Annotated in this window: 14 protein-coding genes; 8 read left to right on the forward strand and 6 right to left on the reverse strand. The window is 58.6% G+C overall.

What is annotated here, in order from left to right; genetic code table 11:
* The first annotated feature begins 245 nt into the window (after nt 1-245).
* The 3 genes from dbpA (at nt 246) to yccS (ending at nt 5,297) form a co-directional block, all read left to right on the forward strand.
* Nucleotides 246-1,625 (forward strand): ATP-dependent RNA helicase DbpA, encoded by a 1,380-nt coding sequence (gene dbpA, locus ALO43_RS10785; protein ID WP_024668633.1) that lies wholly within the window; start codon nt 246-248, stop codon nt 1,623-1,625.
* 158 nt (nt 1,626-1,783) lie between these two features.
* A complete protein-coding gene (locus ALO43_RS10790; RefSeq protein ID WP_005888405.1) occupies nt 1,784-2,962 on the forward strand; it encodes a BaiN/RdsA family NAD(P)/FAD-dependent oxidoreductase in 1,179 nt (392 codons plus the stop codon).
* A gap of 136 nt (nt 2,963-3,098) precedes the next feature.
* Nucleotides 3,099-5,297: a YccS family putative transporter gene (gene yccS / locus ALO43_RS10795; protein ID WP_032618265.1), complete on the forward strand. Its 2,199-nt coding sequence runs from the start codon at nt 3,099-3,101 to the stop codon at nt 5,295-5,297.
* On the opposite strand, the gene ALO43_RS10800 is transcribed toward yccS, so the two are convergent.
* The gene (locus ALO43_RS10800) at nt 5,260-6,015 is read right to left on the reverse strand and encodes a substrate-binding periplasmic protein (RefSeq protein ID WP_005888400.1); all 756 of its coding nucleotides are present in this window, start codon (nt 6,013-6,015) and stop codon (nt 5,260-5,262) included. The two genes, yccS and ALO43_RS10800, sit on opposite strands and share 38 nt — an antisense overlap.
* 224 nt (nt 6,016-6,239) lie before the next feature.
* On the opposite strand from ALO43_RS10800, the gene ALO43_RS10805 reads away from it, so the two are divergent.
* Complete coding sequence (locus ALO43_RS10805; protein WP_005888399.1) at nt 6,240-6,698, forward strand: GNAT family N-acetyltransferase; 459 nt, start codon at nt 6,240-6,242, stop codon at nt 6,696-6,698.
* A 27-nt stretch (nt 6,699-6,725) separates the two neighbouring features.
* Here the strand turns inward: ALO43_RS10805 and ALO43_RS10810 are convergent, their stop codons facing one another.
* Genes ALO43_RS10810 through ALO43_RS10820 form a run of 3 tightly spaced genes read right to left on the reverse strand, consistent with a single transcriptional unit; the run spans nt 6,726 to nt 9,745 of the window.
* Nucleotides 6,726-7,022 carry a winged helix-turn-helix domain-containing protein gene (locus ALO43_RS10810; protein ID WP_005888396.1) on the reverse strand — a complete coding sequence of 99 codons (297 nt, stop codon included), beginning with the start codon at nt 7,020-7,022 and terminating at the stop codon, nt 6,726-6,728.
* Nucleotides 7,023-7,048: 26 nt separating this feature from the next.
* Complete coding sequence (locus ALO43_RS10815; RefSeq protein ID WP_005888394.1) at nt 7,049-7,573, reverse strand: M48 metallopeptidase family protein; 525 nt, start codon at nt 7,571-7,573, stop codon at nt 7,049-7,051.
* Nucleotides 7,574-7,606: 33 nt separating this feature from the next.
* Entirely contained in the window at nt 7,607-9,745 is a 2,139-nt protein-coding gene (locus ALO43_RS10820) for an EAL domain-containing protein (protein WP_024668632.1), read from the reverse strand.
* 322 nt (nt 9,746-10,067) lie between these two features.
* Here ALO43_RS10820 and ALO43_RS10825 point away from each other — a divergent pair, with 322 nt between their 5' ends.
* Nucleotides 10,068-10,739 (forward strand): polysaccharide lyase family 7 protein, encoded by a 672-nt coding sequence (locus tag ALO43_RS10825; protein WP_054997484.1) that lies wholly within the window; start codon nt 10,068-10,070, stop codon nt 10,737-10,739.
* Between the two features lie 80 nt (nt 10,740-10,819).
* Here the strand turns inward: ALO43_RS10825 and putP are convergent, their stop codons facing one another.
* Entirely contained in the window at nt 10,820-12,307 is a 1,488-nt protein-coding gene (putP, locus tag ALO43_RS10830; protein ID WP_024689965.1) for a sodium/proline symporter PutP, read from the reverse strand.
* A gap of 430 nt (nt 12,308-12,737) precedes the next feature.
* Here putP and putA point away from each other — a divergent pair, with 430 nt between their 5' ends.
* Complete coding sequence (gene putA, locus ALO43_RS10835; protein WP_024668630.1) at nt 12,738-16,691, forward strand: trifunctional transcriptional regulator/proline dehydrogenase/L-glutamate gamma-semialdehyde dehydrogenase; 3,954 nt, start codon at nt 12,738-12,740, stop codon at nt 16,689-16,691.
* A 141-nt stretch (nt 16,692-16,832) separates the two neighbouring features.
* The gene (locus tag ALO43_RS10840; protein ID WP_054997485.1) at nt 16,833-18,635 is read left to right on the forward strand and encodes an acyl-CoA dehydrogenase; all 1,803 of its coding nucleotides are present in this window, start codon (nt 16,833-16,835) and stop codon (nt 18,633-18,635) included.
* Nucleotides 18,636-18,657: 22 nt separating this feature from the next.
* Here the strand turns inward: ALO43_RS10840 and ALO43_RS10845 are convergent, their stop codons facing one another.
* Nucleotides 18,658-21,276, reverse strand: a complete 2,619-nt coding sequence (locus tag ALO43_RS10845; RefSeq protein ID WP_054997486.1) for a dermonecrotic toxin domain-containing protein — start codon at nt 21,274-21,276, stop codon at nt 18,658-18,660.
* Between the two features lie 318 nt (nt 21,277-21,594).
* Here ALO43_RS10845 and ALO43_RS10850 point away from each other — a divergent pair, with 318 nt between their 5' ends.
* Nucleotides 21,595-23,337: a potassium/proton antiporter gene (locus ALO43_RS10850; RefSeq protein WP_053479869.1), complete on the forward strand. Its 1,743-nt coding sequence runs from the start codon at nt 21,595-21,597 to the stop codon at nt 23,335-23,337.
* Nucleotides 23,338-23,365 lie beyond the last annotated feature (28 nt).

Genomic DNA, 23,365 nt, shown 5'->3' on the forward strand with positions numbered 1-23,365 from the left:
CGAACCTCAACCCCGCCCTCCAGCGGGGATTTTTTTGCCTCGCTATCGCGCCCCATGCTCCGCGCTCATTGCTGGATCCTGTGGGAGTGAGCTTGCTCACGAAGACCATGGTCCAGACGCCCCATCTTCTGGGGCTGTACGGGCCCCTTCGCGAGCAAGCTCGCTCCTACGATCTTCATCGCGGTGCCAGGTCTGGCTGGCGGGTGATACACTGCGCGACATTTTTGTTTTGCAGGTCCACCGTCGTGACTAACACCGCTTTCAATTCTCTGCCCCTGTCTGCTGCCATGCTGGCTAACCTGGAGTCGCTTGGTTATGCCGAGATGACGCCGATCCAGGCGCAGAGCCTGCCGGTGATCCTCAAGGGCATGGACCTGATCGCGCAAGCCAAGACCGGTAGCGGCAAGACCGCTGCGTTCGGCATCGGCCTGCTCAACCCGATCAACCCGCGCTTCTTCGGTTGCCAGGCACTGGTCATGTGCCCGACCCGCGAGCTGGCGGATCAGGTGGCCAAGGAAATTCGTCGTCTGGCCCGCTCGGAAGACAACATCAAGGTGCTGACCCTGTGTGGCGGCGTGTCTTTTGGCCCGCAGATCGGCTCGCTGGAGCACGGCGCGCATATTATCGTCGGCACGCCAGGCCGCATTCAGCAGCATCTGCGCAAAGGCTCGCTGGTGCTTGACGGCCTGAACACGCTGATTCTCGATGAAGCCGATCGCATGCTCGACATGGGCTTCTACGACTCCATCGCTGACATCATCGAGCAGACCCCACAACGTCGCCAGACCCTGCTGTTCTCGGCCACCTACCCGGTCGGCATCAAGCAGCTGTCCTCGAAGTTCATGCGTGACCCGCAGACAGTAAAAGTCGAAGCGCTGCACGCCGACAGCCAGATCGAGCAGATTTTCTACGAGATCTCCCCCGAGCAGCGTCTGGAAGCAGTGGTCAAGGTAATCGGCCATTTCCGCCCAACGTCCTGTGTTGCGTTCTGCTTCACCAAGCAGCAGGTTCAGGAAGTGGTTGATCACCTGACCGCCAAGGGCATGTCTGCAGTCGGCCTGCATGGCGACCTTGAGCAGCGTGACCGCGACCAGGTGCTGGCGATGTTCGCCAACCGCAGTACTTCGGTACTGGTCGCCACCGACGTAGCAGCACGCGGTCTGGACATCGATGCGCTGGACATGGTGCTCAACGTCGAACTGGCCCGCGATTCGGAAATTCACATTCACCGCGTGGGCCGTACCGGTCGCGCTGGCGAAAAAGGCATTGCGGTCAGCCTTGTGGCACCGTCCGAAAGCCAGCGTGCGCGCGCCATCGAAGAATTGCAGAAAGCCCCGTTGAACTGGCAGCAGTACGACAACCTGAGCATCAAGGAAGGCGGCAAGCTGCTGCCCGCCATGACCACGCTGTGCATCGGCTCGGGCCGCAAGGACAAATTGCGTCCGGGCGACATACTCGGCGCACTGACTGGCGAGGCCGGTATTGCGGGCACCCAGGTCGGCAAGATCGCGATCTTCGACTTCCAGGCCTATGTCGCCGTCGAACGCAGCATGGCCAAGCAGGCGCTGGAGCGTCTGAACAACGGCAAGATCAAAGGCAAGTCGTTGCGCGTGCGGATTCTCTGAAATAGTCGTCAGTTGCATTATCGTCCCCATGCTCAGCGTGGGGACGCAGCTCTGGACGCTCTGCGTCCAATTTTGAATATGTGACGCAGAGCGTCACGAGAGGTATTCCCACGCGGAGCATGGGAACGGTCGTGACCTAAAGTTCGAGGAAACACGCTGTGCCCGTTACTGACGTTGTAATCATTGGCGCTGGCGCCGCAGGTTTGATGTGTGCGTTCACTGCTGCCGCTCGCGGGCGCAAGGTGATGCTGATCGATCATGCCAACAAACCCGGCAAGAAAATCCTCATGTCCGGTGGCGGGCGCTGCAACTTCACCAATATGTACACCGAGCCGGCCAATTTCCTGTCGCAGAATTCGCACTTCTGCAAATCGGCTCTGGCCCGCTACACCCAGTGGGATTTCATTGCGATGGTCGCCAAACATGGCGTGCCGTATCACGAGAAAAAGCTCGGCCAGCTGTTCTGCGACAACAAGTCCAGCGACATTCTGGAGATGCTTCTGGAGGAATGTAGACAAGCCGGAGTCGACCTCCACATGGACACTTCCGTGCAGCAGATCGACAAGACCGAAGCCGGCTACAGCCTGCAAACCACACTGGGCACGCTGACCTGCGAATCACTGGTCATCGCCACGGGCGGCCTGTCGATCCCGACGCTGGGGGCAACAGGCTTCGGTTATCAGGTCGGCAAGCAGTTCGGCCACACGCTGCTGCCGACCCGCGCCGGGCTGGTGCCGTTCACCATCACCGACCAGCTCAAGGACCTGTGTACCGAGCTGTCCGGCACATCGGTCGATTGTCTGGTGAGCTGCAACGACACCAGCTTTCGTGAAAACATCCTGTTCACCCATCGCGGCCTCAGTGGCCCCGCGATTTTGCAGATATCCTCGTTCTGGCAGCCCGGCGACACAGTGGAAATCAACTTGCTGCCTGATCACGATGCCTCGGCCTGGCTGACGCAACAGCAGGCAGAGCGCCCCAACAGCGAACTGAAAACCCTGCTGGGTGAAATATTCACCAAGAAGATGGCCAACCTGATCGCCGAAAACTGGTTCGTGTCCAAACCCATGAAGCAGTACACCCACGCGGAACTGGCCGATATCGCCGAAAGGCTGGCGAGCTGGCAGCTGGTCCCGGCGGGCACCGAAGGCTATCGCACCGCCGAAGTAACGCTGGGTGGCATAGATACCCGTGAAGTGTCGTCCAAGACGATGGAGTCGCTGAAATCCCCCGGCCTTTATTTCGTTGGCGAAGTGCTGGACGTGAGCGGCCACCTGGGCGGCTTCAACTTCCAGTGGGCATGGGCATCGGCCTATGCGGCTGCGCAATACGTGTGACGCAGTACACGTGACGTAACATTGCGACACTGCAAACCGGTATAAATGTTGCGAAGCAGATGTACAGCCCGCCGTTTGGGCTGTACATATCCTCCTGCAGGATCGATCAATTGCGAACAGGGCCGTCAGCTTATCCATGGCATCGAAATCTCTCCGTCATACACTCCGTCGATTGTGGGCGCTGGATAAATTCAGCTATAGCGTTCGAGTCTTTATCGCGCTGACCGGCAGCATGGCGCTGTGCTGGTATCAAAACGAGATGGCCCTGCTGATCCCGCTGTTTCTGGGGATTATCGCCTGTGCCCTGGCCGAGACCGACGACAGCTGGCAGGGCCGGCTGAATGCCCTGGCAGTGACCCTGGTGTGTTTCAGTGTTGCCGCCCTCGCCGTCGAACTGCTGTTCCCCTACCCTTGGCTATTCGTCTGTTCACTGGCACTGGCCAGCTTTTGCCTGACCATGCTCGGCGCGCTGGGCGAACGTTATGGCGCAATCGCCTACGGCACGCTGATTCTGTCGGTCTACACCATGATCGGCGTCGATCAGCGTGGCGGCGAGGTACTGGACTTCTGGCATGAGCCAATGTTGCTGGTGGCAGGCGCAGCCTGGTACGGCCTGCTGTCGGTGCTCTGGCAGATGCTGTTTTCCAACCAGCCGGTGCAGCAGGCGCTGGCGCGACTGTTCCGTGAGCTGGGGCAGTACCTGAAGCTCAAATCGACGCTGTTCGAACCGTTGCGCACGCTCAACGTGGAGGCCCGTCGCCTGGAACTGGCGCAGCAGAACGGCCGGGTGGTTGCGGCGCTGAACGCCACTAAGGAAATCATCCTGCACCGCGTCGGCAGTGGCCGTCCCGGCTCGAAGGTCAGCCGCTACCTGAAGCTGTACTTCATCGCGCAGGATATCCACGAGCGTGCCAGCTCGTCGCATTACCCCTACAACTCCCTGGCTGAGGCCTTTTTCCACAGCGACGTGCTGTTCCGCTGCCAGCGCCTGCTGCGTCAGCAAGGTGTGGCCTGTCAGGCGCTCTCAGAGTCCATCCAGCTGCGTCAGCCGTTCGTTTATGACCCCAACTTTGCCGAAGCCATGGAAGACCTTCAGGCGTCCCTTGAGCATCTGCGTATCCAGAGCAACCCTGCGTGGCGTGGCCTGCTGCGCTCGCTGCGAGCGCTGGCCGCCAACCTCGGCACGCTGGACCGCCTGATCAGGGACGCCAGCAACCCGGACGCCGTCGCCGATGCCACCGACAGCAGCCTGCTGGACCGTTCACCGCGCAATCTCAAAGATGTCTGGACGCGCTTGCGCCTGCAGATGACCCCGACTTCGCTGCTGTTTCGCCATGCACTGCGCCTACCGCTGGCGCTGACCATCGGCTATGCGATGGTGCACCTGATACACCCCTCGCAAGGCTACTGGATCATCCTGACCACGGTGTTTGTCTGCCAGCCGAGTTACGGCGCAACCCGACGCAAGCTTGGGCAAAGGATTATCGGCACAGCGATTGGTCTGACGGTCGGCTGGGTACTGTTCGATCTGGTCACCAGCCCGATTCTGCAATCGATGTGCGCAGTACTGGCTGGCGTGGTGTTCTTCGTCAACCGCACCACCCGCTATACCCTGTCGACAGCCGCGATCACGGTGATGGTGTTGTTCTGCTTCAATCAGGTCGGGGACGGTTACGGCCTGTTTCTGCCAAGGCTGTTCGATACGCTGCTGGGCAGCCTCATCGCCGGCCTTGCGGTGTTCCTGTTCCTGCCCGACTGGCAAGGGCGACGCCTGAACAAGGTGCTGGCCAATACCCTGACCTGCAACAGCATCTACCTGCGCCAGATCATGCAGCAGTACGCCAGCGGCAAAAGCGACGATCTGGCCTACCGGCTTGCCAGGCGCAACGCCCACAACGCTGATGCCGCTTTGTCGACCACGCTGGCGAACATGCTCATGGAGCCCGGCCACTTCCGCAAGGAAGCAGATGTCGGCTTTCGCTTTCTGGTGCTGTCGCACACCTTGCTGAGCTACCTGTCAGGGCTAGGTGCGCATCGCGACACCCAGTTGCCGCCCGAGATCCGCGAGCACCTGATCGACAACGTCGGTCCCGCGCTGGCAGCGAGCATCGATGAAATCGCCTCCGGGCTGGCCGAGAAAAAACCCGTCGCGGTACAGAGTGATGCGGAGGAAGCGCTGGCCACACAACTCGAGCAACTTCCGGAAGAGATGGACGAAAGCCAGCGCCTGGTGCAAGCCCAACTGGCGCTGATCTGTCGTCAACTGGCGCCGCTGCGCACCCTCGCAGCACACTTGATCAAGGTTCCGGAGACGCTTGCAGACCGTGCAGTCTGAGCAGTTCCTCGTAAGTACCGTCGGCTTTCATCGCCGCGATTTCCCGGTCAAAATCAGCAACGATTCGCGCATGCTCCGGGTTTTTCAGACTGACCAGAATATGCAGGCTGTTTTCGCTCAACGAGCCCGGGACGAATGCGACGCGATTGCGCACCTCTTCAGACTCGAGCCCCAGGTTGTAACGGGCCACGTATTCGTCTTCAAGCGCAAGGTCGACACGGTCAGCCGCCAGCATGCGCACAGCCGAGGAGAAGTTCTGCACGAGAACTTTCTTGAGCAATGCGTCGTTATCGAATGCGGGTGAATAGGCGTACCCCCTCACGACAGCAATACGGTAATCATGCATCTGCTCAAGGGTCAGGCTGCCCATAGGCGATTCCTTGCGCTTGATGAGGCGAATCCGGTTGAGCAAGTACTCCGTTGAAAACTGGCCCACTTTCTCACGGTCTTCGCTGAACCACGCATTGATCAGCACGTCGTGACGCCCTTCACGCAACCCCAGCATGGCCCGCGCCCAAGGCACCTGTTCGTAGGCCGTGGAGTACCCGGCGCGGTGCAACGCGGTAGTGACAATATCGGTGGCCAGGCCGCCATTGAGCAGCAGCGCATCGGTAAAGGGCGGCCAGGGGTCCGCGACCAGACGCAGCTTTTCCGCCGCACCGGCTTGCGCCATCAGCAAGAAGACCAGCAACCCAACAGCGCGAAGCAAATTCGACATGCTCAGGTTCCTGAAGAGATCGACGAGGCCGATGCAATCCTATCGGCAGCAAAACCACTGTTCATTAACGTGCCTGCACATAATTGAAGCCCTGAAGCAGTCAGTAGACAGCCTGCAGGAAACACACATTCTGCAAAGCTTCACGCACTCGAATGACAGCGTTTATTGGGAATGTCGCCGGATACGTTTAGACTTCGCTTCTGGTTTATCTGCGAGTCTGCAACATGTCAATTGAATGGATCTGCAAACATCACACCGAACTGAGCATCCAGCAGCTCTATGCCGCGCTGCAACTGCGGGCGGAGGTGTTTGTGGTCGAGCAGAAATGCGTGTATCTGGACGTGGACGGACAAGACCTGACAGGCGATACCTGCCACTTGATGGCTTGGCAGGGCGACAAGCTGGTGGCTTACCTTCGCCTGCTCGATCCTATCCAGCAAGGCGGCGACGTGACCATTGGCCGCGTGGTGACCGCACCGTCGATCCGCAGCAGAGGCATCGGCCATGAATTGATGGTCCAGGCACTGGAAAACGCCGAACGAAAATGGCCAGACCAGCCCATATACCTGTCGGCTCAGGCCCACCTGCAGGGCTACTACAGCCGATACGGCTTCGACCCGATCGGCGAGATATATCTGGAAGACGACATCCCGCACATCGGCATGCGTCGCGATCTGGACTAGGGGCGGCCTTGAGTTGCAAGCGGCTCCTCAGGGATACCCGAGCACGGCCTTGATGCTGGCAAGGTTACTGGCAATCCAGGCCTTGTCGATGGCTCCCCAGTCGCGAATGCGATAGCTGCCGGCGTGATTGCGGGCGCCTTCCTGTTGTTCGAATTCACACTCGATGTCCAGATCGGCGAGCGCGCTGATGGTGTCCTGCGCAGTGCGACGTGGCATGCCGGTCACTGTGGTCAGCTCGGGAACGCTGCTGGCGATCTGCGAATCGATCAGGTACGCCACGTACAACCGGCGATAGAAACTGCTTTTGGTCTTGCTGACCTCCATCGACGAATCCTTTTTCCATACGTTGTTCAGAGGGCCACCCGGGCAGCCTGCAGGTCGCGATACGTCAGGTATACGCGCAGGTCGAACTCCAGCTGGTGATAGCCGGGCAACATGTGCTCGCATAACTGATAAAACGCTTTGTTATGGTCAGACTCGCGAAAATGAGCCAGCTCATGGACGACGATCATGTTCAGAAACTCCGGGGGCGCTTCCTTGAACAGGGCCGCTACACGAATCTCGTTGCTGGCCTTGAGCTTGCCGCCCTGCACTCTGGATATCTTGGTGTGCAACCCGAGCGCACGGTGGGTCAGGTCAAGGCGATTATCGAACAGCACTTTTTTAATGGCCGGCGCGTTGCGCAGGTGGTCCTGCTTCAACCCCAATGCATACGCGTAAAGCGCCTTGTCACTCTGAATCTGGTGACGCTCGGGGTAGCGTTGTTGCAGATAGTCCGCAAGGCGGCCCTGCTCGATCAGTTGCTGCACCTGATCCTGCAGGGCCTGCGGGTAAGCCTGCAAGTACTTCAGCGAGGCATGGCTAGACGCGGTCATAGGTCTCTGGCGCACTCATGAAAGTGCGCCATTCTACAGCAATCCGGCACGCTTCAAGGCGGGCAGCTCAAAGTGCGCCGGGAACTGCACGGCGTCGTCGGCAACCATCGGGTGAGAGATCAGAAACCCCTGCACGATCTGGCAGCCATTGTCGGCCAGCCACTGATACTGCTCATGGGTTTCTACACCCTCGGCAATGACCAGCATGTCGAGGTTGCGACTCAGATCGATGATGCTCCGGGCCAATGCCGACTCTCGCTTGGACCCTACAATATTGGCCACAAAGCGTCGGTCGAGCTTCAGCGTGTCCAGTTGCAGATTACGCAGGTGCGACAGTGAGCACTCCCCCGTGCCAAAGTCGTCCAGCGCGACGCGCACGCCGATATCGTGCAACAAACTCAGCTGTTTATGGCTGTGCGTCAGGTTGTTGACCAGTGAGCTTTCTGTGATCTCTACTTCCAGCTGCCCTGGTTCCAGTTCAAATCGGTCCATCGCACGCTTTAGTTCCGAGGCCAGATTGGGCATGCAGAACTGCGTAGGGCTCACGCAGACACTCACGACCACATCCGAAGCAAACACCCCGCTCCATATCTGGCGCTGCTCGGCACCCTGATCGAAGATCCAGCCGCCCAGCCTATTGATCAGTCGCGTTTCTTCCAGCAGGGGAATGAACAATGCAGGAGGCACCTCGCCTACCGCCGGATGCTGCCAGCGCAGCAGCGCTTCGAACCCGCGCAGCCGACCGTCCGCCATATTAATCTGTGGCTGATAGACCACCGAAAAGTCCTTGCCGTCGATGGCCGTGCGCACGCTTTCTTCTAGCATTAGCCGCGAGCGTGCGCGCCCGTTCATGTTCTGGTCATAGAACCGGTATTGCTGGCGTCCTGCGCGCTTGGCTTCGTACATGGCGATATCTGCTGCGCGCAGCAGGCCGTCCAGGTTTGAGCCGCAATCGGGAAAGGTCGCAATGCCTACACTCGCGCCCACGGTTATATCGACACCATCGACCTGCCGCCTGCCCGACACGCGATCGATGAGCTTTTCAGCAATTTTTGCGGCCTGCTCGGGGTAGTCGAGGCCATCGATAACAACGGTAAATTCGTCACCGCCAACCCGCGCCAGCACATCATAAGGGCGCATGCAGTCCTTGAATTGCTGCGCGACCCACAGCAACACCTGGTCCCCTGCATCGTGACCGAGCGCGTCGTTGATTTGCTTGAAGCCGTCCAGGTCCATGAACAGCACGACAAGGTATTTATCCGCCTGCTCATTACGCAACAGCATGCTTTCAACGGCTTGATACAGACCGCGTCTATTGAGCAGACCGGTCAAGGCGTCTGTAACGGCCTGTTTTTCCAGCTGCTGGTACAGATCACGGACCACCGACATGTCGAGCACCGTCAGCACCATTGCCTTCTGCTCAGCAGGCAGCGCGGCGCAGGACAACGCGACCGGCAACTGCGCCCCTTGGGCAGTGCGCAACACAGCATCGTGAACGCGGTAGGTGTCTGACTTGCGATAGTGTTGATAAAAACCCGAATCCAGCCACTCACCCACCTGCGGCTCGACGATATAGTCGAGCACCCGGGTCCCCCGTAGCTGCTCGACCGAAGCGTTCAGCAATTGGCAGATAGCGGGGTTGGCAAAGCTGATCAGCCCTGTTTCTTCCACCACCAAAATACCTTCAGCCACATTCGACAAGACCGATGCGTTGAAGGCCCTGGCCGACTCCAGCTCTTGGGAGAGCTGCTGCAGCGCACGACGATTACGCTGCTGCTCCAGCAAGGTCTGAACCTTGGGTTTGAGCACGTTGGGGTCGAACGGTTTGAAGAGGTAATCCGTCGCGCCGTTTGCGTATCCCTTCTGCACAGCGTCCTGGGTCTGCTCGTTGGCCGTCAGGAAGATAATGGGAGTAAGGCGGGTACGCTGACTGCCACGCATCAATCGCGCGACCTCGAAGCCGTCCATGCCCGGCATCTGTACGTCCAGCAATACCAGATCGACTTCCTGCTCCAGAAGCACCGTCAGCGCCTCGATGCCTGAGCTGGCGGTCACGATGTGCCAGTCCGTTCTTTGCAGAACAGCGCACATCGTCACCAGATTTTCCGGGTAATCGTCTACAACCAACAATACTGAAGAGCCATCATGTGGCTGGGGTGGCACGCGTTCCATGCTGCTTCTCTATGTGGGTATGACGCCTGTAAGCCAGGAAGACCGTCATACTTTGGTTCCAACTCTAGCCCCGTCTCGCCAAAAGCAGAAGCAAGGCACCTCTTCCCAACCATCAAAGTTCGATCTAACCGACTAACGGTCATTCTCTACAGCCCTTGAAATCCCTGCCCTGCAGAAAAAGTGACAGCACTTTGACGTCATTCGTTCGACAATTTTCCATTAACAAATTGTCTTACAAGACGTATAAAACCCTCCCCCCAAACCTTTCCCTACAGACCAGAGACCCATTCGCTGGCAAAACGTATTTATGGACGGATAAAAAATGGTAGATCTTGGATCGTGGAACCTCAGCATCCCGGTGGAGACACCCCCCAAGACCATCGAAACCTCTCAACTGGTAAAGGGCTACGACGGGAAATACTTCCAGTCTAAGTCTGATTCCATCGTGTTCTGGTCGCCGGTGACTGGCACCAAGACCGACAACGCCAAATACTCGCGTAGCGAACTACGAGAAACCTGGGCCGACGGATCACTACACAACTGGGTCTATCCAGACGCAGACAACCACCTGAATGCCAAACTGGAAGTGGATCAGGTACCGTCGACAGGCAAGGTCGTGATCGGCCAGATCCACGCCTATGAAAGCACCGAGCCTCTTCTGAAAGTCGAATACCAATACGATGAAGACACCAAGACCGGTGACATCGTTGCCAAAGTTCGCAACCGTTACGATGACGACGACAGCAAGGTCTATAAGATAGTAGAAGGTGTGAAGCTGAATGAGACATTCAACTACGCGATTAACCTGACCAAGGGCGGTAAATTGACTGTCTCCGTCAACAGTACCGACTGGAGCAAACGGATCAGCAAGACCTGGCGTGACAAGCCGCTTTACTTCAAAGCGGGCGTGTACACCCAAGACAATACGGGCTACACCTCGGAAGGTGGCAAGGCCACGTTCTACAACCTGGACATCGATCACAATAAAAGCTGAGCTTTTCAGCTTCCAGGCATAACCAGAACGGCCCGCACTTTCATTGAAAGGCGGGCCGTTTTTGTTTCAGGCGTTTGCTGTTAGCGGTTAGCTTTGAAGTCCTGCTCAGCCGCGAGGAAACGCGTCTGCATCGAAGCCGATGCTGGCTTGCCGATCAGGCTGAACACCACGATCGCGATGCTGGCGAGAATGAAACCGGGGATGATTTCATACAGCCCCATCGTGCTGAACTGCTTCCACAACACCACAGTCACCGCACCGACAACCACGCCAGCCAGAGCGCCGTTGCGCGTCATGCCTTTCCACAGTACCGAAATCAGCACCACAGGGCCGAATGCCGCACCGAAACCAGCCCAAGCGTAGCTCACCAGACCCAGCACACGGTTCTCAGGGTTGGCTGCCAGCAGAATGGCGATGATCGCAATCAGCAGCACCATTGCGCGACCGACCCAGACCAGTTCGACCTGGGAAGCGTCCTTGCGCAGATAAGCCTTGTAGAAGTCTTCGGTGAGTGCGCTGGAACACACCAGCAACTGACAGCTCAACGTGCTCATGACAGCAGCCAGAATCGCCGAGAGCAGCACGCCGGCAACCCAGGGATTGAACAGCAGTTTGGCCAGCTCGATGAACACCCGCTCGGGGTTTTCGACCACCGGGCCGGCCACATCCGGGTTGGCAGAGAAATAGGCGATCCCGAAGAAGCCGACCGCCACGGTACCGCCCAGGCACAGAATCATCCAGGCCATGGAGATGCGACGGGCGTTGGCAATCGATTTGACCGAATCCGCCGCCATGAAGCGCGCCAGAATATGCGGTTGACCGAAATAGCCCAGCCCCCAGCCCAGCAGTGAAATGATGCCGATGAAAGTAGTGTTCTTGAACATGTCGAAGCTGGTCGGATCTTTAGCTTCAATCGCCAGGAACGTCGCATCGACCCCGCCTGTCGCCAGCAGCACGATGATCGGCGTAAGGATCAGCGCGAAGATCATTAGCGTGGCCTGCACAGTGTCTGTCCAGCTGACAGCCAGGAAGCCACCGACAAACGTGTAGGCGATGGTCGCTGCGGCGCCGGCCCAAAGAGCGGTTTCGTAGGGCATGCCGAAGGTGCTTTCAAACAGGCGCGCACCGGCAACGATGCCGGAAGCGCAATAGATGGTGAAGAACACCAGAATCACAATGGCGGAAATGATGCGCAGCAGCCCGCTGCTGTCCTCGAAACGACTGCTGAAATAGTCCGGCAACGTCAATGCATCGCCATTGTGCTCGGTCTGAACACGCAGACGCCCCGCCACGAACAGCCAGTTGAGATAAGCACCGACGATCAGGCCGATGGCGATCCAGCTCTCCGACAGACCCGACATGTAGATGGCGCCCGGCAGCCCCATCAGTAGCCAGCCGCTCATGTCCGAAGCACCCGCCGACAGTGCAGTGACCACACTGCCCAGGCTGCGTCCGCCAAGAATGTAATCCGAAAGGTTGTTGGTCGAGCGATAGGCCATCAGGCCGATCAGTACCATTGCCGCGATGTAGATCACGAACGTGATCAAGGTAGGGTTGCTGACACTCATGAGTTCTGCCTTGGCATTGTTTTTATGTTGGCACCTGATGCACCCGTGAACCACCGGACCGGCGATATTCACCTGTGCACCCGACACCGCGCTGACTGATCCCCTGCGGAATGACAGTCACGGTTGCACCGAGGGGATGGATGCTATGAAACAAAGCAGACAAGGTGCAACCCATTTCATCGCACAAGTTGCACCTGTTACAAAAAAACAGGTCAGGGCGATTTTTCGCCCTATTTTAGGGCGTTTTCGACGCAATACACGAAAAAACGCGCACCAGCATTGAGCGCAGGGATCATTTCACTGACCGTTCCCTGTGAATGTCACAAAATATTCTCCAAACAGGGTTGCACTCGGTTGCACCTCGTCGACTCCAGCGCTAACCTGCGCCAAAGCCGATGCCACATTCGAGTGGCTATAAAGAGGACAACATATGGCCACCACCACTCTTGGCGTCAAACTCGACGACCCTACCCGCGAGCGATTGAAAGCTGCCGCGCAGTCCATCGACCGTACACCGCACTGGTTGATCAAGCAGGCGATCTTCAATTACCTGGAAAAGCTGGAGAGTGGTGCAACCTTGCTGGAGCTCGATGGCTCGACAGGCAAGGACAGCGATGACCGTGGCGAGCTGGCGGAAGACACCGGCCTGCAATGCTTCCTGGATTTTGCCGAAAGCATCCAGCCGCAATCAGTGCTCCGCGCCGCTATTACCTCGGCCTACCGACGCCCCGAACCCGAAGTGGTGCCCATGCTGCTTGAGCAGGCTCGCCTGACGGCGCCTGTTGCAGAAGCCACCAACAAGATGGCTGCATCGATTGCAGAGAAACTCCGCAATCAGAAAAGCGCCGGCGGTCGTGCCGGTATTGTTCAGGGTCTGCTGCAGGAGTTTTCGCTTTCGTCTCAGGAAGGCGTTGCCCTGATGTGTCTGGCCGAGGCGCTGCTGCGCATCCCGGACAAGGGCACGCGTGATGCCTTGATACGCGACAAGATCAGCAACGGTAACTGGCAGCCACACCTCGGCAACAGCCCGTCACTGTTCGTCAACGCGGCAACCTGGGGCCTGTTGCTGACCGGCAAGCTGGTCGCGACACACAACGAAGCAGGCCTTACCTCTTCGCTGAGCCGCATCATTGGCAGAAGCGGCGAACCGATGATCCGCAAGGGCGTCGACATGGCCATGCGCCTTATGGGCGAGCAGTTCGTCACCGGCGAAACCATCGGTGAAGCCCTGGCCAACGCCAGCCGGTTTGAAGCCAAGGGCTTCCGCTACTCCTATGACATGCTGGGTGAAGCAGCACTGACCGAGCACGACGCCCAGAAATATCTGGCGTCCTACGAGCAGGCCATTCACTCGATAGGCAAAGCGTCCCATGGCCGCGGCATCTACGAAGGCCCGGGCATTTCCATCAAGCTGTCGGCGCTGCACCCGCGCTACAGCCGCGCTCAATACGAGCGCGTGATGGAAGAGCTATATCCGCGCCTGCTGGCGCTCACCTTGCTGGCCAAACAATATGATATCGGCCTGAACATCGACGCCGAAGAAGCCGACCGCCTGGAGCTGTCGCTGGACCTGCTCGAACGCCTGTGCTTCGAACCGCAGCTGACTGGCTGGAATGGCATCGGCTTCGTGATTCAGGCTTATCAGAAGCGCTGCCCATATGTGATTGACTACGTGATCGACCTTGCACGTCGCAGTCGTCATCGCCTGATGATACGTCTGGTAAAAGGCGCCTACTGGGACAGCGAGATCAAACGCGCACAGGTCGAAGGCCTGGAAGGCTACCCGGTGTACACCCGCAAGGTGTACACCGACGTGTCGTACATCGCTTGCGCCCGCAAGTTGCTGGCGGCACCGGAAGTCATCTATCCGCAATTCGCCACGCACAACGCCCACACTCTGGCGGCCATCTACCAGATTGCCGGTCAGAACTACTACCCCGGCCAGTATGAGTTCCAGTGCCTGCACGGCATGGGCGAACCGCTTTACGAGCAAGTCGTAGGCAAAGTGGCCGATGGCAAGCTGAACCGTCCATGCCGCGTGTACGCACCGGTCGGCACCCACGAAACGCTACTGGCGTATCTGGTCCGCCGCCTGCTGGAAAACGGCGCCAACACCTCATTCGTCAACCGGATTGCCGACCACTCTATCTCCATTCAGGAACTGGTGGCCGACCCGGTCAGCCAGATCGAGCGCATGGCAACGCAGGAAGGCGGTTTCGGCCTGCCGCACCCGCGCATTCCGCTGCCGCGTGACCTTTATGGCTCAGAACGCGCCAACTCCAGCGGCATCGACATGGCCAACGAACATCGTCTGGCTTCGCTGTCTTCGGCACTGCTGGCTACCGCACACAACGACTGGAAAGCCGCGCCGATGCTCGGTTGCCCGGCAGGTGCAGGCAGCCTGACCGCTGCATTGAACCCTTCGGACCTGCGTGATGTGGTGGGTCATGTGCAGGAAGCCTCCCTGCAAGACGTGGATAACGCCATTCAGTGCGCCTTGAGCGCCGGCCCGATCTGGCAGGCCACACCGCCTGCCGAGCGAGCTGCAATTCTGGAGCGTGCTGCCGATCTTATGGAAGCCGAAATCCAGCCGCTGATGGGCTTGCTGGTCCGGGAAGCAGGCAAAACGTTCGCCAACGCCATCGCAGAAGTGCGAGAAGCGGTGGATTTCCTGCGCTACTACGCTGTGCAGGCACGAAATGATTTTACCAACGACGGCCACCGCCCTCTGGGACCTGTGGTGTGCATCAGCCCCTGGAACTTCCCGCTGGCGATTTTCAGTGGGCAGGTTGCCGCCGCACTCGCCGCTGGCAACCCGGTGCTGGCCAAGCCTGCCGAGCAGACGCCGTTGATCGCCGCTCAGGCCGTGCGCCTGTTGCTTGAGGCAGGAATTCCGGAAGGCGTGCTGCAACTGCTGCCAGGCCGTGGCGAAACCGTAGGTGCCGGGCTGGTGGGTGATGAGCGCATCAAGGGCGTGATGTTCACCGGTTCCACCGAGGTCGCCCGCCTGCTGCAACGCAATGTCGCAGGTCGCCTGGATTCTCAGGGCCGTCCTGTCCCGTTGATCGCCGAAACCGGTGGCCAGAACGCGATGATCGTCGACTCTTCGGCGCTGACCGAGCAGGTGGTGATCGACGTGGTGTCTTCGGCGTTCGACAGCGCCGGCCAACGCTGCTCGGCACTGCGCGTGCTGTGTCTGCAGGAAGACTCCGCCGACCGCGTCATCGAAATGCTCAAGGGCGCAATGGCCGAAAGCCGCTTGGGCAACCCGGAGCGCCTGTCCGTGGACATCGGCCCGGTCATCGATGCCGAGGCCAAGGCCGGGATCGAGAAACACATCCAGGCCATGCGCGACAAAGGCCGCACGGTTTACCAGGTGGCCATGGCCGACAGTGCCGAACTCAAGCGCGGCACCTATGTGATGCCTACCCTTATCGAGCTGGAAAGCTTCGATGAGCTGCAACGCGAAATCTTCGGCCCGGTGCTGCACGTGGTGCGCTACAAGCGTAAGGCGCTGGACCAGTTGATCGGCCAGATCAATGCGTCCGGCTATGGCCTGACACTCGGCGTACACACCCGCATCGACGAAACCATCGCCAAGGTCATCGACAACGTCAATGCCGGTAACGTCTACGTCAACCGCAACATTGTCGGTGCCGTGGTGGGTGTTCAACCGTTTGGCGGCGAAGGTTTGTCCGGCACAGGCCCAAAAGCCGGTGGTCCGCTGTATCTGTATCGCCTGCTGTCGACACGACCTCACGATGCCATCGAGAAATCGTTCGAGCGTGGCGACGCGCTGGTCGCTCCGGATACCCGTCTGCGCGAGGTGATGAGCAAACCGCTGCAGGCATTGAAAGCATGGGCCGCCAGCAGTCAAAACGCCGAACTGGATGCGCTGTGCAGCCAGTACGCCGAGCAGTCGCAAAGCGGCATTACCCGCCAGTTGGCAGGCCCTACCGGCGAGCGCAACAGCTATGCGATCCTGCCACGCGAGCACATCTTGTGCCTGGCCGATGACGAAGCCGACCTGCTGATTCAACTGGCGGCCGTTCTGGCTGTCGGCGGCTCGGCCGTCTGGCCGGAAACAGATGTCGGCAAACCACTGCGCGCGCGCCTGCCCAAAGAGGTGCAGGCACGTATCAAGCTCGTTCCGGACTGGAAAAAGGATGAAGTCACCATCGACGCCGTCCTGCACCACGGCGACTCGGACCAGCTACGCGCTATCTGCCAGCAGGTCGCGCGGCGCAACGGCGCGATAGTCGGCGTCAACGGCCTGTCCCACGGCGAAACCAGTGTTCCACTGGAGCGTCTGGTGATAGAACGCGCACTGAGCGTCAACACGGCGGCGGCTGGCGGCAATGCGAGCTTGATGACGATCGGGTGATACAACACGCTATCTCGTTGCCGCGCTCCAGCGTGGCAACGATGGCTGTTCGAAAGAGCACCTATCATCCGAATCAATCTTGCTACCGCCAACGCACAACGCGTCCTAGACTGAGCCTATTCCAATAATAGGTACGCCATTATGTCCGAGTCGCTGCTCAGTTCCCGAAATCTGGCTTTCGAGCTGTACGAAGTGCTGGACGCCGAGGGGCTGATCCGGCGTGAGCGGTTTGCCGAGCATTCGCGAGAAACCTTCGATGCTGCGCTGGGAACCGCGCGTACCATCGCGGAAAAATACTTCGCGCCGCACAATCGCAAGGCTGACGAGAACGAACCGCGCTACGAGAACGGAGAGGCCATTCTGATTCCAGAGGTCAAGCCGGCAGTAGACGCGTTCCTTGAAGCCGGTTTTCTCAACGCATCGCGTAATTTCGAAGCGGGCGGCATGCAGTTGCCTACCTTGCTCTCCCAAGCGTGTTTCGCGCACTTTCAGGCAGCCAATGTCGGGACCACCTCATACCCGTTCCTGACGATGGGCGCGGCCAATCTGATCGAAAGCTTTGGTAGCGACGAGCAGAAGCAGCGCTTTCTGCAGCCTATGATCGAGGGCCGTTTTTTCGGCACCATGGCGCTGACTGAACCCCATGCAGGTTCGTCCTTGTCTGACATACGCACACGTGCAGAACCCGCAGCGGACGGTACGTATAGACTGCGCGGCAACAAGATCTTCATTTCCGGAGGCGATCATTCGCTATCCGAGAACATCGTACACATGGTTCTGGCGAAACTGCCGGATGCGCCTGGCGGGGTCAAAGGCATCTCGCTGTTCATCGTGCCAAAATTTATGGTCAACGAAGATGGCAGCCTGGGTAAACGCAACGATGTATTGCTGGCCGGGCTGTTTCACAAGATGGGCTGGAAAGGCACCACGTCCACAGCGCTCAACTTCGGCGATAACGGCGAGTGTGTTGGCTATCTGGTGGGAAAAGCGCATCACGGTCTGAGCTACATGTTTCAGATGATGAACGAAGCGCGCATTGGCGTCGGCCTTGGCGCTGCGATGCTGGGTTATTCGGGTTATCTGTATTCACTTGAGTACGCCCGCGATCGCCCGCAGGGCCGTTTGCCAGACAGCAAAAGCCCGGAAAGCAAGCCTGTCCCGATCATTCAGCACGCTGACGTGCGGCGCATGCTATTGACCCAGAAAGCCTATGTGGAAGGCGCCTTTGACCTCTGCCTGTATGCCTCGCGGCTGTTCGACGATACCCAGACCGGCGAGACAGAAGATGTCCGCAAGCAGGCTCACGAGTTACTCGACCTGCTGACCCCTGTCGTCAAATCCTGGCCATCGGAGTTCTGTCTCAAGGCCAATGAACTGGCGATTCAAGTGCTCGGCGGTCACGGCTATACCCGCGAGTACCCGGTCGAGCAGTATTACCGGGATAACCGCCTTAACCCGATCCACGAGGGCACGCAAGGGATTCAGTCGCTGGACCTGCTGGGTCGCAAGCTGGCGCAAAACGGCGGGACCGGACTCAAGCAGTTGTTGCGTCTGATTTCCGGCACCTGCGAACGCGCCCAGGCACACGCCCCCATTGATGAACTGCGCCAGCCTCTCGAACATCTGGTGGCACGTCTGCAGGCCGTCACCCTTGGCCTGTTGACCGATATGGCTCAGGGCAGAATCACCAGCACCCTCGCCAATTCGGCGCTGTACCTCAAGGTATTCGGGCACACCATCGTCGGCTGGCGATGGCTGGAACAGGCCATCCGGTCAGAGGAAGGTTTGAGCAAAGGCAATGCGGCTGATAACGACTTTTACAGGGGCAAGCTGCAAGCAGCTCGGTACTTCCTGACATGGGAAGTACCGAGCTGCCATCACGAGCTGACAATACTGGAAAACCGTGATGACACGTGCCTGGCAATGCACGAGAACTGGTTTTGATCAAACCCCGGCTGGCACTTGCTCAGTGAGGGCTGAACAGGTTGGCCAGTGGGTCATGCGGAAAAAACCGGTCGACCAGCACCTTGGCGTCTGCACCCAGCTTGAGCGTATATTGCGCCCGGCTGAAGGGTTCACCCGTGCGCAGATCGTAAAGCGTCAGCCCTTGAGCCGGGCGGTCTACCTCCTGCATCTGGACTTTCATGATGCGGTAAAAATCACCGACGACTTCTTCGATGCTGTCGATCTGAAAATAGCATCCAGGCAGAAATATCGACTCGGCTTCCTCGGGCGAGGCTGAAAACGGCGCAATCGGAGTGGCCCTCAGATACCGCCCCTTGGGCAATACAAACACCACCGAAGTGTCATCAAACGTTACTGGCGCAATGAGCGCGTTGGTGGGAGCACCGGCACGACTGCTGGCGAAAGCGCCAACCACATAGGGGTTTTCACTGAACGAGGTGATATCGGTATTGACCAGAACATCACCGACCTTGATCTGCCCGCTGCGGAATACCGCACCCGAGGTGCCGCGATCGCCACTGCCGCCCCGATACAACTCGACATCATTGTTATAGCCCACCACATGGATGTCATCGGCAAGCCGCTCAATGAACCTGACCTGATGATTGACATCACGCTTGCCTGTACGCAGGAATCGATTGAACATCGCGTCCTCCTGAGTGTAGAGCTTGATGTTAGCGCCGCTATATTCGTCCTCGCCCAGCCTGAATACTCTGTGTTTTCCGTGCCACGGGTCTTTGTACACCTCATCGCCGTCGGACGAAGAGTCAGACTCCAAAACATCCTCCGGGGTGGGTTCCCAGATCGCCATGACTTGTTTCTGCCGGGCCAGGGCGCTGTCCGAATAGTACTGTTCGTTGAAGATGTCCGTTTGCAGGTACCGGTCCCAAAACGTCGAACGCACCGCCACGTAAGGTTTGCTTGCAGGGGCAAATGCGCTGGTTGACGGAACCTGCGGTTCCATAGGCGAGCCGCCCTGCAAGCCGAGTGGTTTCATTAACATCCACTCCCCGTCTGCACCGAGACGCACAGGCTGGCCGCCGATGAACGCAAAGGGATTGTCAGGGTTGACGATAAACCAGCAATGCTCTTGCTCATTGAACATCACGCGGTAAGGCAGTTGCCCAAGCTTGATCCAGGTTTCGCCATTGCTCAGCGAGTAAATACTACGAAACCTGCCTTCCGCGGCTGAAGGCGTGAGGCTGTCCAGCAGCAGGTTGCCTTCCATGTTATCCAGTAGATCAACAGGCACGCTGCCCTGCACAATTTCACCGGGCAGTGACACAACATCGGCACGCACTAATTGCGTGGGCTCGGGCGTGGCCCGAATGGACATCAGTAGTGGCAGATTAAAAAGCAGATAAAGGGTGTTGATAATGGCCCCCAACACACCAGCGCGGCGTTGCGCCGGGGTTTTGCCGTTGACCGCCTGTTCGATGTTCAAACCGGTGTTGGCAAAGCTTGCGCCAACCAGTGTCAGGGCAACAGGCCACCCCAATGGGGCAAGTCCGCCAAAAACCTGCATGAACGCACTTAGATATCCCATCCACATCTGCTTGCGCAGATCGGTATTGGACGTCAGCAATTGACGCGCATCGGCGCTCATGGCCTGGCGCGCAATATCACGCTGGTAAATAAACGGATCACCCACAATGGGTGCCTGGGATAGGTTGATAAGTCGAACATCGGCATGCCAGTCCTGCGCGAGCAACTCGCTCACACCACTGGAAAAGCTGGCGCTGTCTTTTATCAGTGCCGCTTGGCCTCGCAGGAAATGGCCTGTCAGCGCCTTGCCGGCCTGCTCGCTCAGGAACTGCTCTTTGAGCCAGTTGTACAAAGCGCGTTCGTTATCAAACACCCGAAAAGGCTGCTCGGCATCAGGCCAATAAATAACCTCCCGACCATCGGCGATAACAATGCGCAGCATGTCGTGGGCCTCGATGCCATTGATATCCAGCGTATGCACCGAAAGGCCAAGCGTTGCCGGAGGCGATTCCAGCAAGGCTTTCAACGTAAGAGGCTGTAAGGGGTCAGTGACCACGAAGCGAGTGACGTGTTTGAAGTCGTCTGGCGAAAGCTGGCCTTTGCGCAGGCAATTACCGGCTGCAACCAGATAGTGCGCTTTGGCAAATATGCAGAAATTCTCGCTGTGCGTGCTCCAGAAACGCTCCATACGGCGGGTGTACTGCTCGCTGAAATCGAGTGTCCACATGTCCTTGAGCACGTCCTGAGGCAGCATGGGCACCTCGTTGCGCTCGTCGAAAACCCCATGATCCGGGCCATCGGTGTAAAAACCGCCGTACAGGGAGAGCTCGTCGCTGGCTTCCTGGTCGTGGGCTTCGAAGCGCTGCATGAGCAGTTCGATCAACGTCATTGATTGCACCGGCTTACCGGAATGCTGCCAGCCGGTAAAGGTACGCGGACTGCTGCTCGCGCTGCCAAAACGATGCCAGTACACCCTGTCAGGATTGAACACCCTTTTCGTGTGCTGAAGCATGATATTGCTGGCTGCTTCATAGGCAAGATCGTGCAGGTCGGGATAATCGAGCACAAACTGCCGCGCGCGTTCGCGCAGCCGTTGCTGATCAGTCATAGGTATTTTCGAAGGTATGGATGTCATGACGTCTTCCTGTATGAGAGAAGTCATGCACGTAATCATCCAATAGCGCGCACGTGGCACTAACTATCTATAGAAAAACCTCTGATGGCTGAGGCCTGGACAATTGAGCGCCAGAAGCGCCTGACCTGCGCTGTACAAGTCGGTATCAGCCGCAGAGTTGCGACGAACCGTGTGCTCTGGAGCGCCGGTCTGCCGCAACCGCGTGAAATTGCACTTTGACAGCCAAGCAATTCAACAGGTTAAATCGCTTGGCACGCGGACTGCATGGTCAGTTTTCGCTCTTCCCGCTTTTGTTTCGTTTTCTTTGGAGTACCGCCCTTGGACGCCACCACCATCAACAGCCTGTTCCTGATCGGCGCGTTGCTGGTAGCCGCAAGCATCCTGGTCAGCTCTCTTTCGTCGCGTCTCGGCATCCCGATTCTGGTCATCATCCTGGCAGTGGGCATGGTGGCAGGCGTCGATGGCGGCGGGATTATCTTTGACAACTATGCAACGGCCTACCTGGTCGGCAACCTGGCGCTGGCGGTTATTCTGCTCGACGGCGGGCTGCGCACGCGGGTGTCCAGTTTCCGGGTAGCGCTCTGGCCAGCCCTGTCGCTGGCGACTGTCGGCGTCCTCATTACCACCGTCCTGACCGGCATGATGGCCGCCTGGCTGTTCAACCTGAGCGTCATTCAAGGCTTGCTGATCGGAGCCATCGTCGGTTCGACAGATGCAGCAGCCGTGTTCTCGCTGCTTGGCGGCAAAGGCCTGAACGAGCGGGTAACCGCCAGCCTGGAAATCGAATCGGGCAGTAACGACCCGATGGCGGTGTTTCTCACCGTGACCCTGATCGGCATGATTGCCAGTGGCCAGACCGGTCTGCACTGGGGGCTTCTGGGGCACCTGATTCAGGAATTCGGCATCGGCAGCGTCATCGGTCTTGGCGGTGGCTGGATTCTGTTGCAACTGGTCAATCGCATCAATCTGGCGGCAGGTCTGTACCCGATCCTGGTCATTGCCGGCGGTCTGGCGATCTTCGCGCTGACCAACGCCATTCACGGCAGCGGCTTTCTGGCGGTCTACCTGTGCGGCCTGGTACTTGGCAACCGGCCAATCCGTAGCCGCCACGGGATCCTGCACATGCTCGACGGCATGGCATGGCTGGCGCAGATCGGCATGTTTCTCGTGCTGGGCCTGCTGGTCACGCCTCATGACCTGCTCCCGATTGCCCTGCCGGCTTTGGGGCTCGCACTCTGGATGATCCTCGTCGCGCGGCCGCTGTCGGTGATGGTCGGCCTGCTGCCCTTCAAGGTATTTCATGGTCGCGAGAAAGCGTTCATCGCCTGGGTAGGCTTGCGCGGCGCGGTGCCGATCATTCTGGCCGTGTTCCCACTGATGGCCGGGCTGCCCAACGCTCAGCTGTATTTCAACCTGGCGTTCTTTATCGTCTTGGTCTCGCTGTTGCTGCAGGGTACCAGCCTGCCCTGGATGGCCAAGCTGCTGAAAGTCACGGTTCCGCCAGACCCTGCCCCTGTTTCCCGGGCAGCGCTGGAGGTACACGTCACCAGCGAATGGGAGCTGTTCGTTTACCGCCTTGGCGCCGAAAAATGGTGCATCGGCGCAGCGCTGCGGGAACTGAAAATGCCAGAAGGCACGCGCATCGCCGCACTGTTCCGCGGTCAGCAACTGCTCCACCCGTCGGGTAGCACAACGCTGGAAGTGGGTGATCTGCTGTGTGTCATCGGCCACGAGCATGACCTTCCGGCGTTGGGCAAACTCTTCAGTCAAGCGCCGCAGCGCGGTCAGGATCTGCGCTTCTTCGGCGATTTCGTGCTCGAAGGCGACGCACAACTGGGTGAAGTCGCGGCGTTGTATGGTCTGAAACTGGATGGCATTGACCCCAATATGCCGCTCAGTCAGTTCATCGTGCAGAAGAACCGAGGCGAGCCGGTGGTTGGCGACCAGATTGAATGGAACGGAACTATTTGGACTGTTGCCGTCATGGATGGGAACAAGATCCAGAAAGTCGGCGTCAAATTCCCAGAAGGAACCCGCCCGGGTCTCGGTCTGTTCCTTTAAACTGCCAACCCACACGTATCATCATGCG

The organism is Pseudomonas tremae (genome assembly GCF_001401155.1).
Taxonomy (GTDB): Bacteria; Pseudomonadota; Gammaproteobacteria; order Pseudomonadales; family Pseudomonadaceae; genus Aquipseudomonas; species Aquipseudomonas tremae.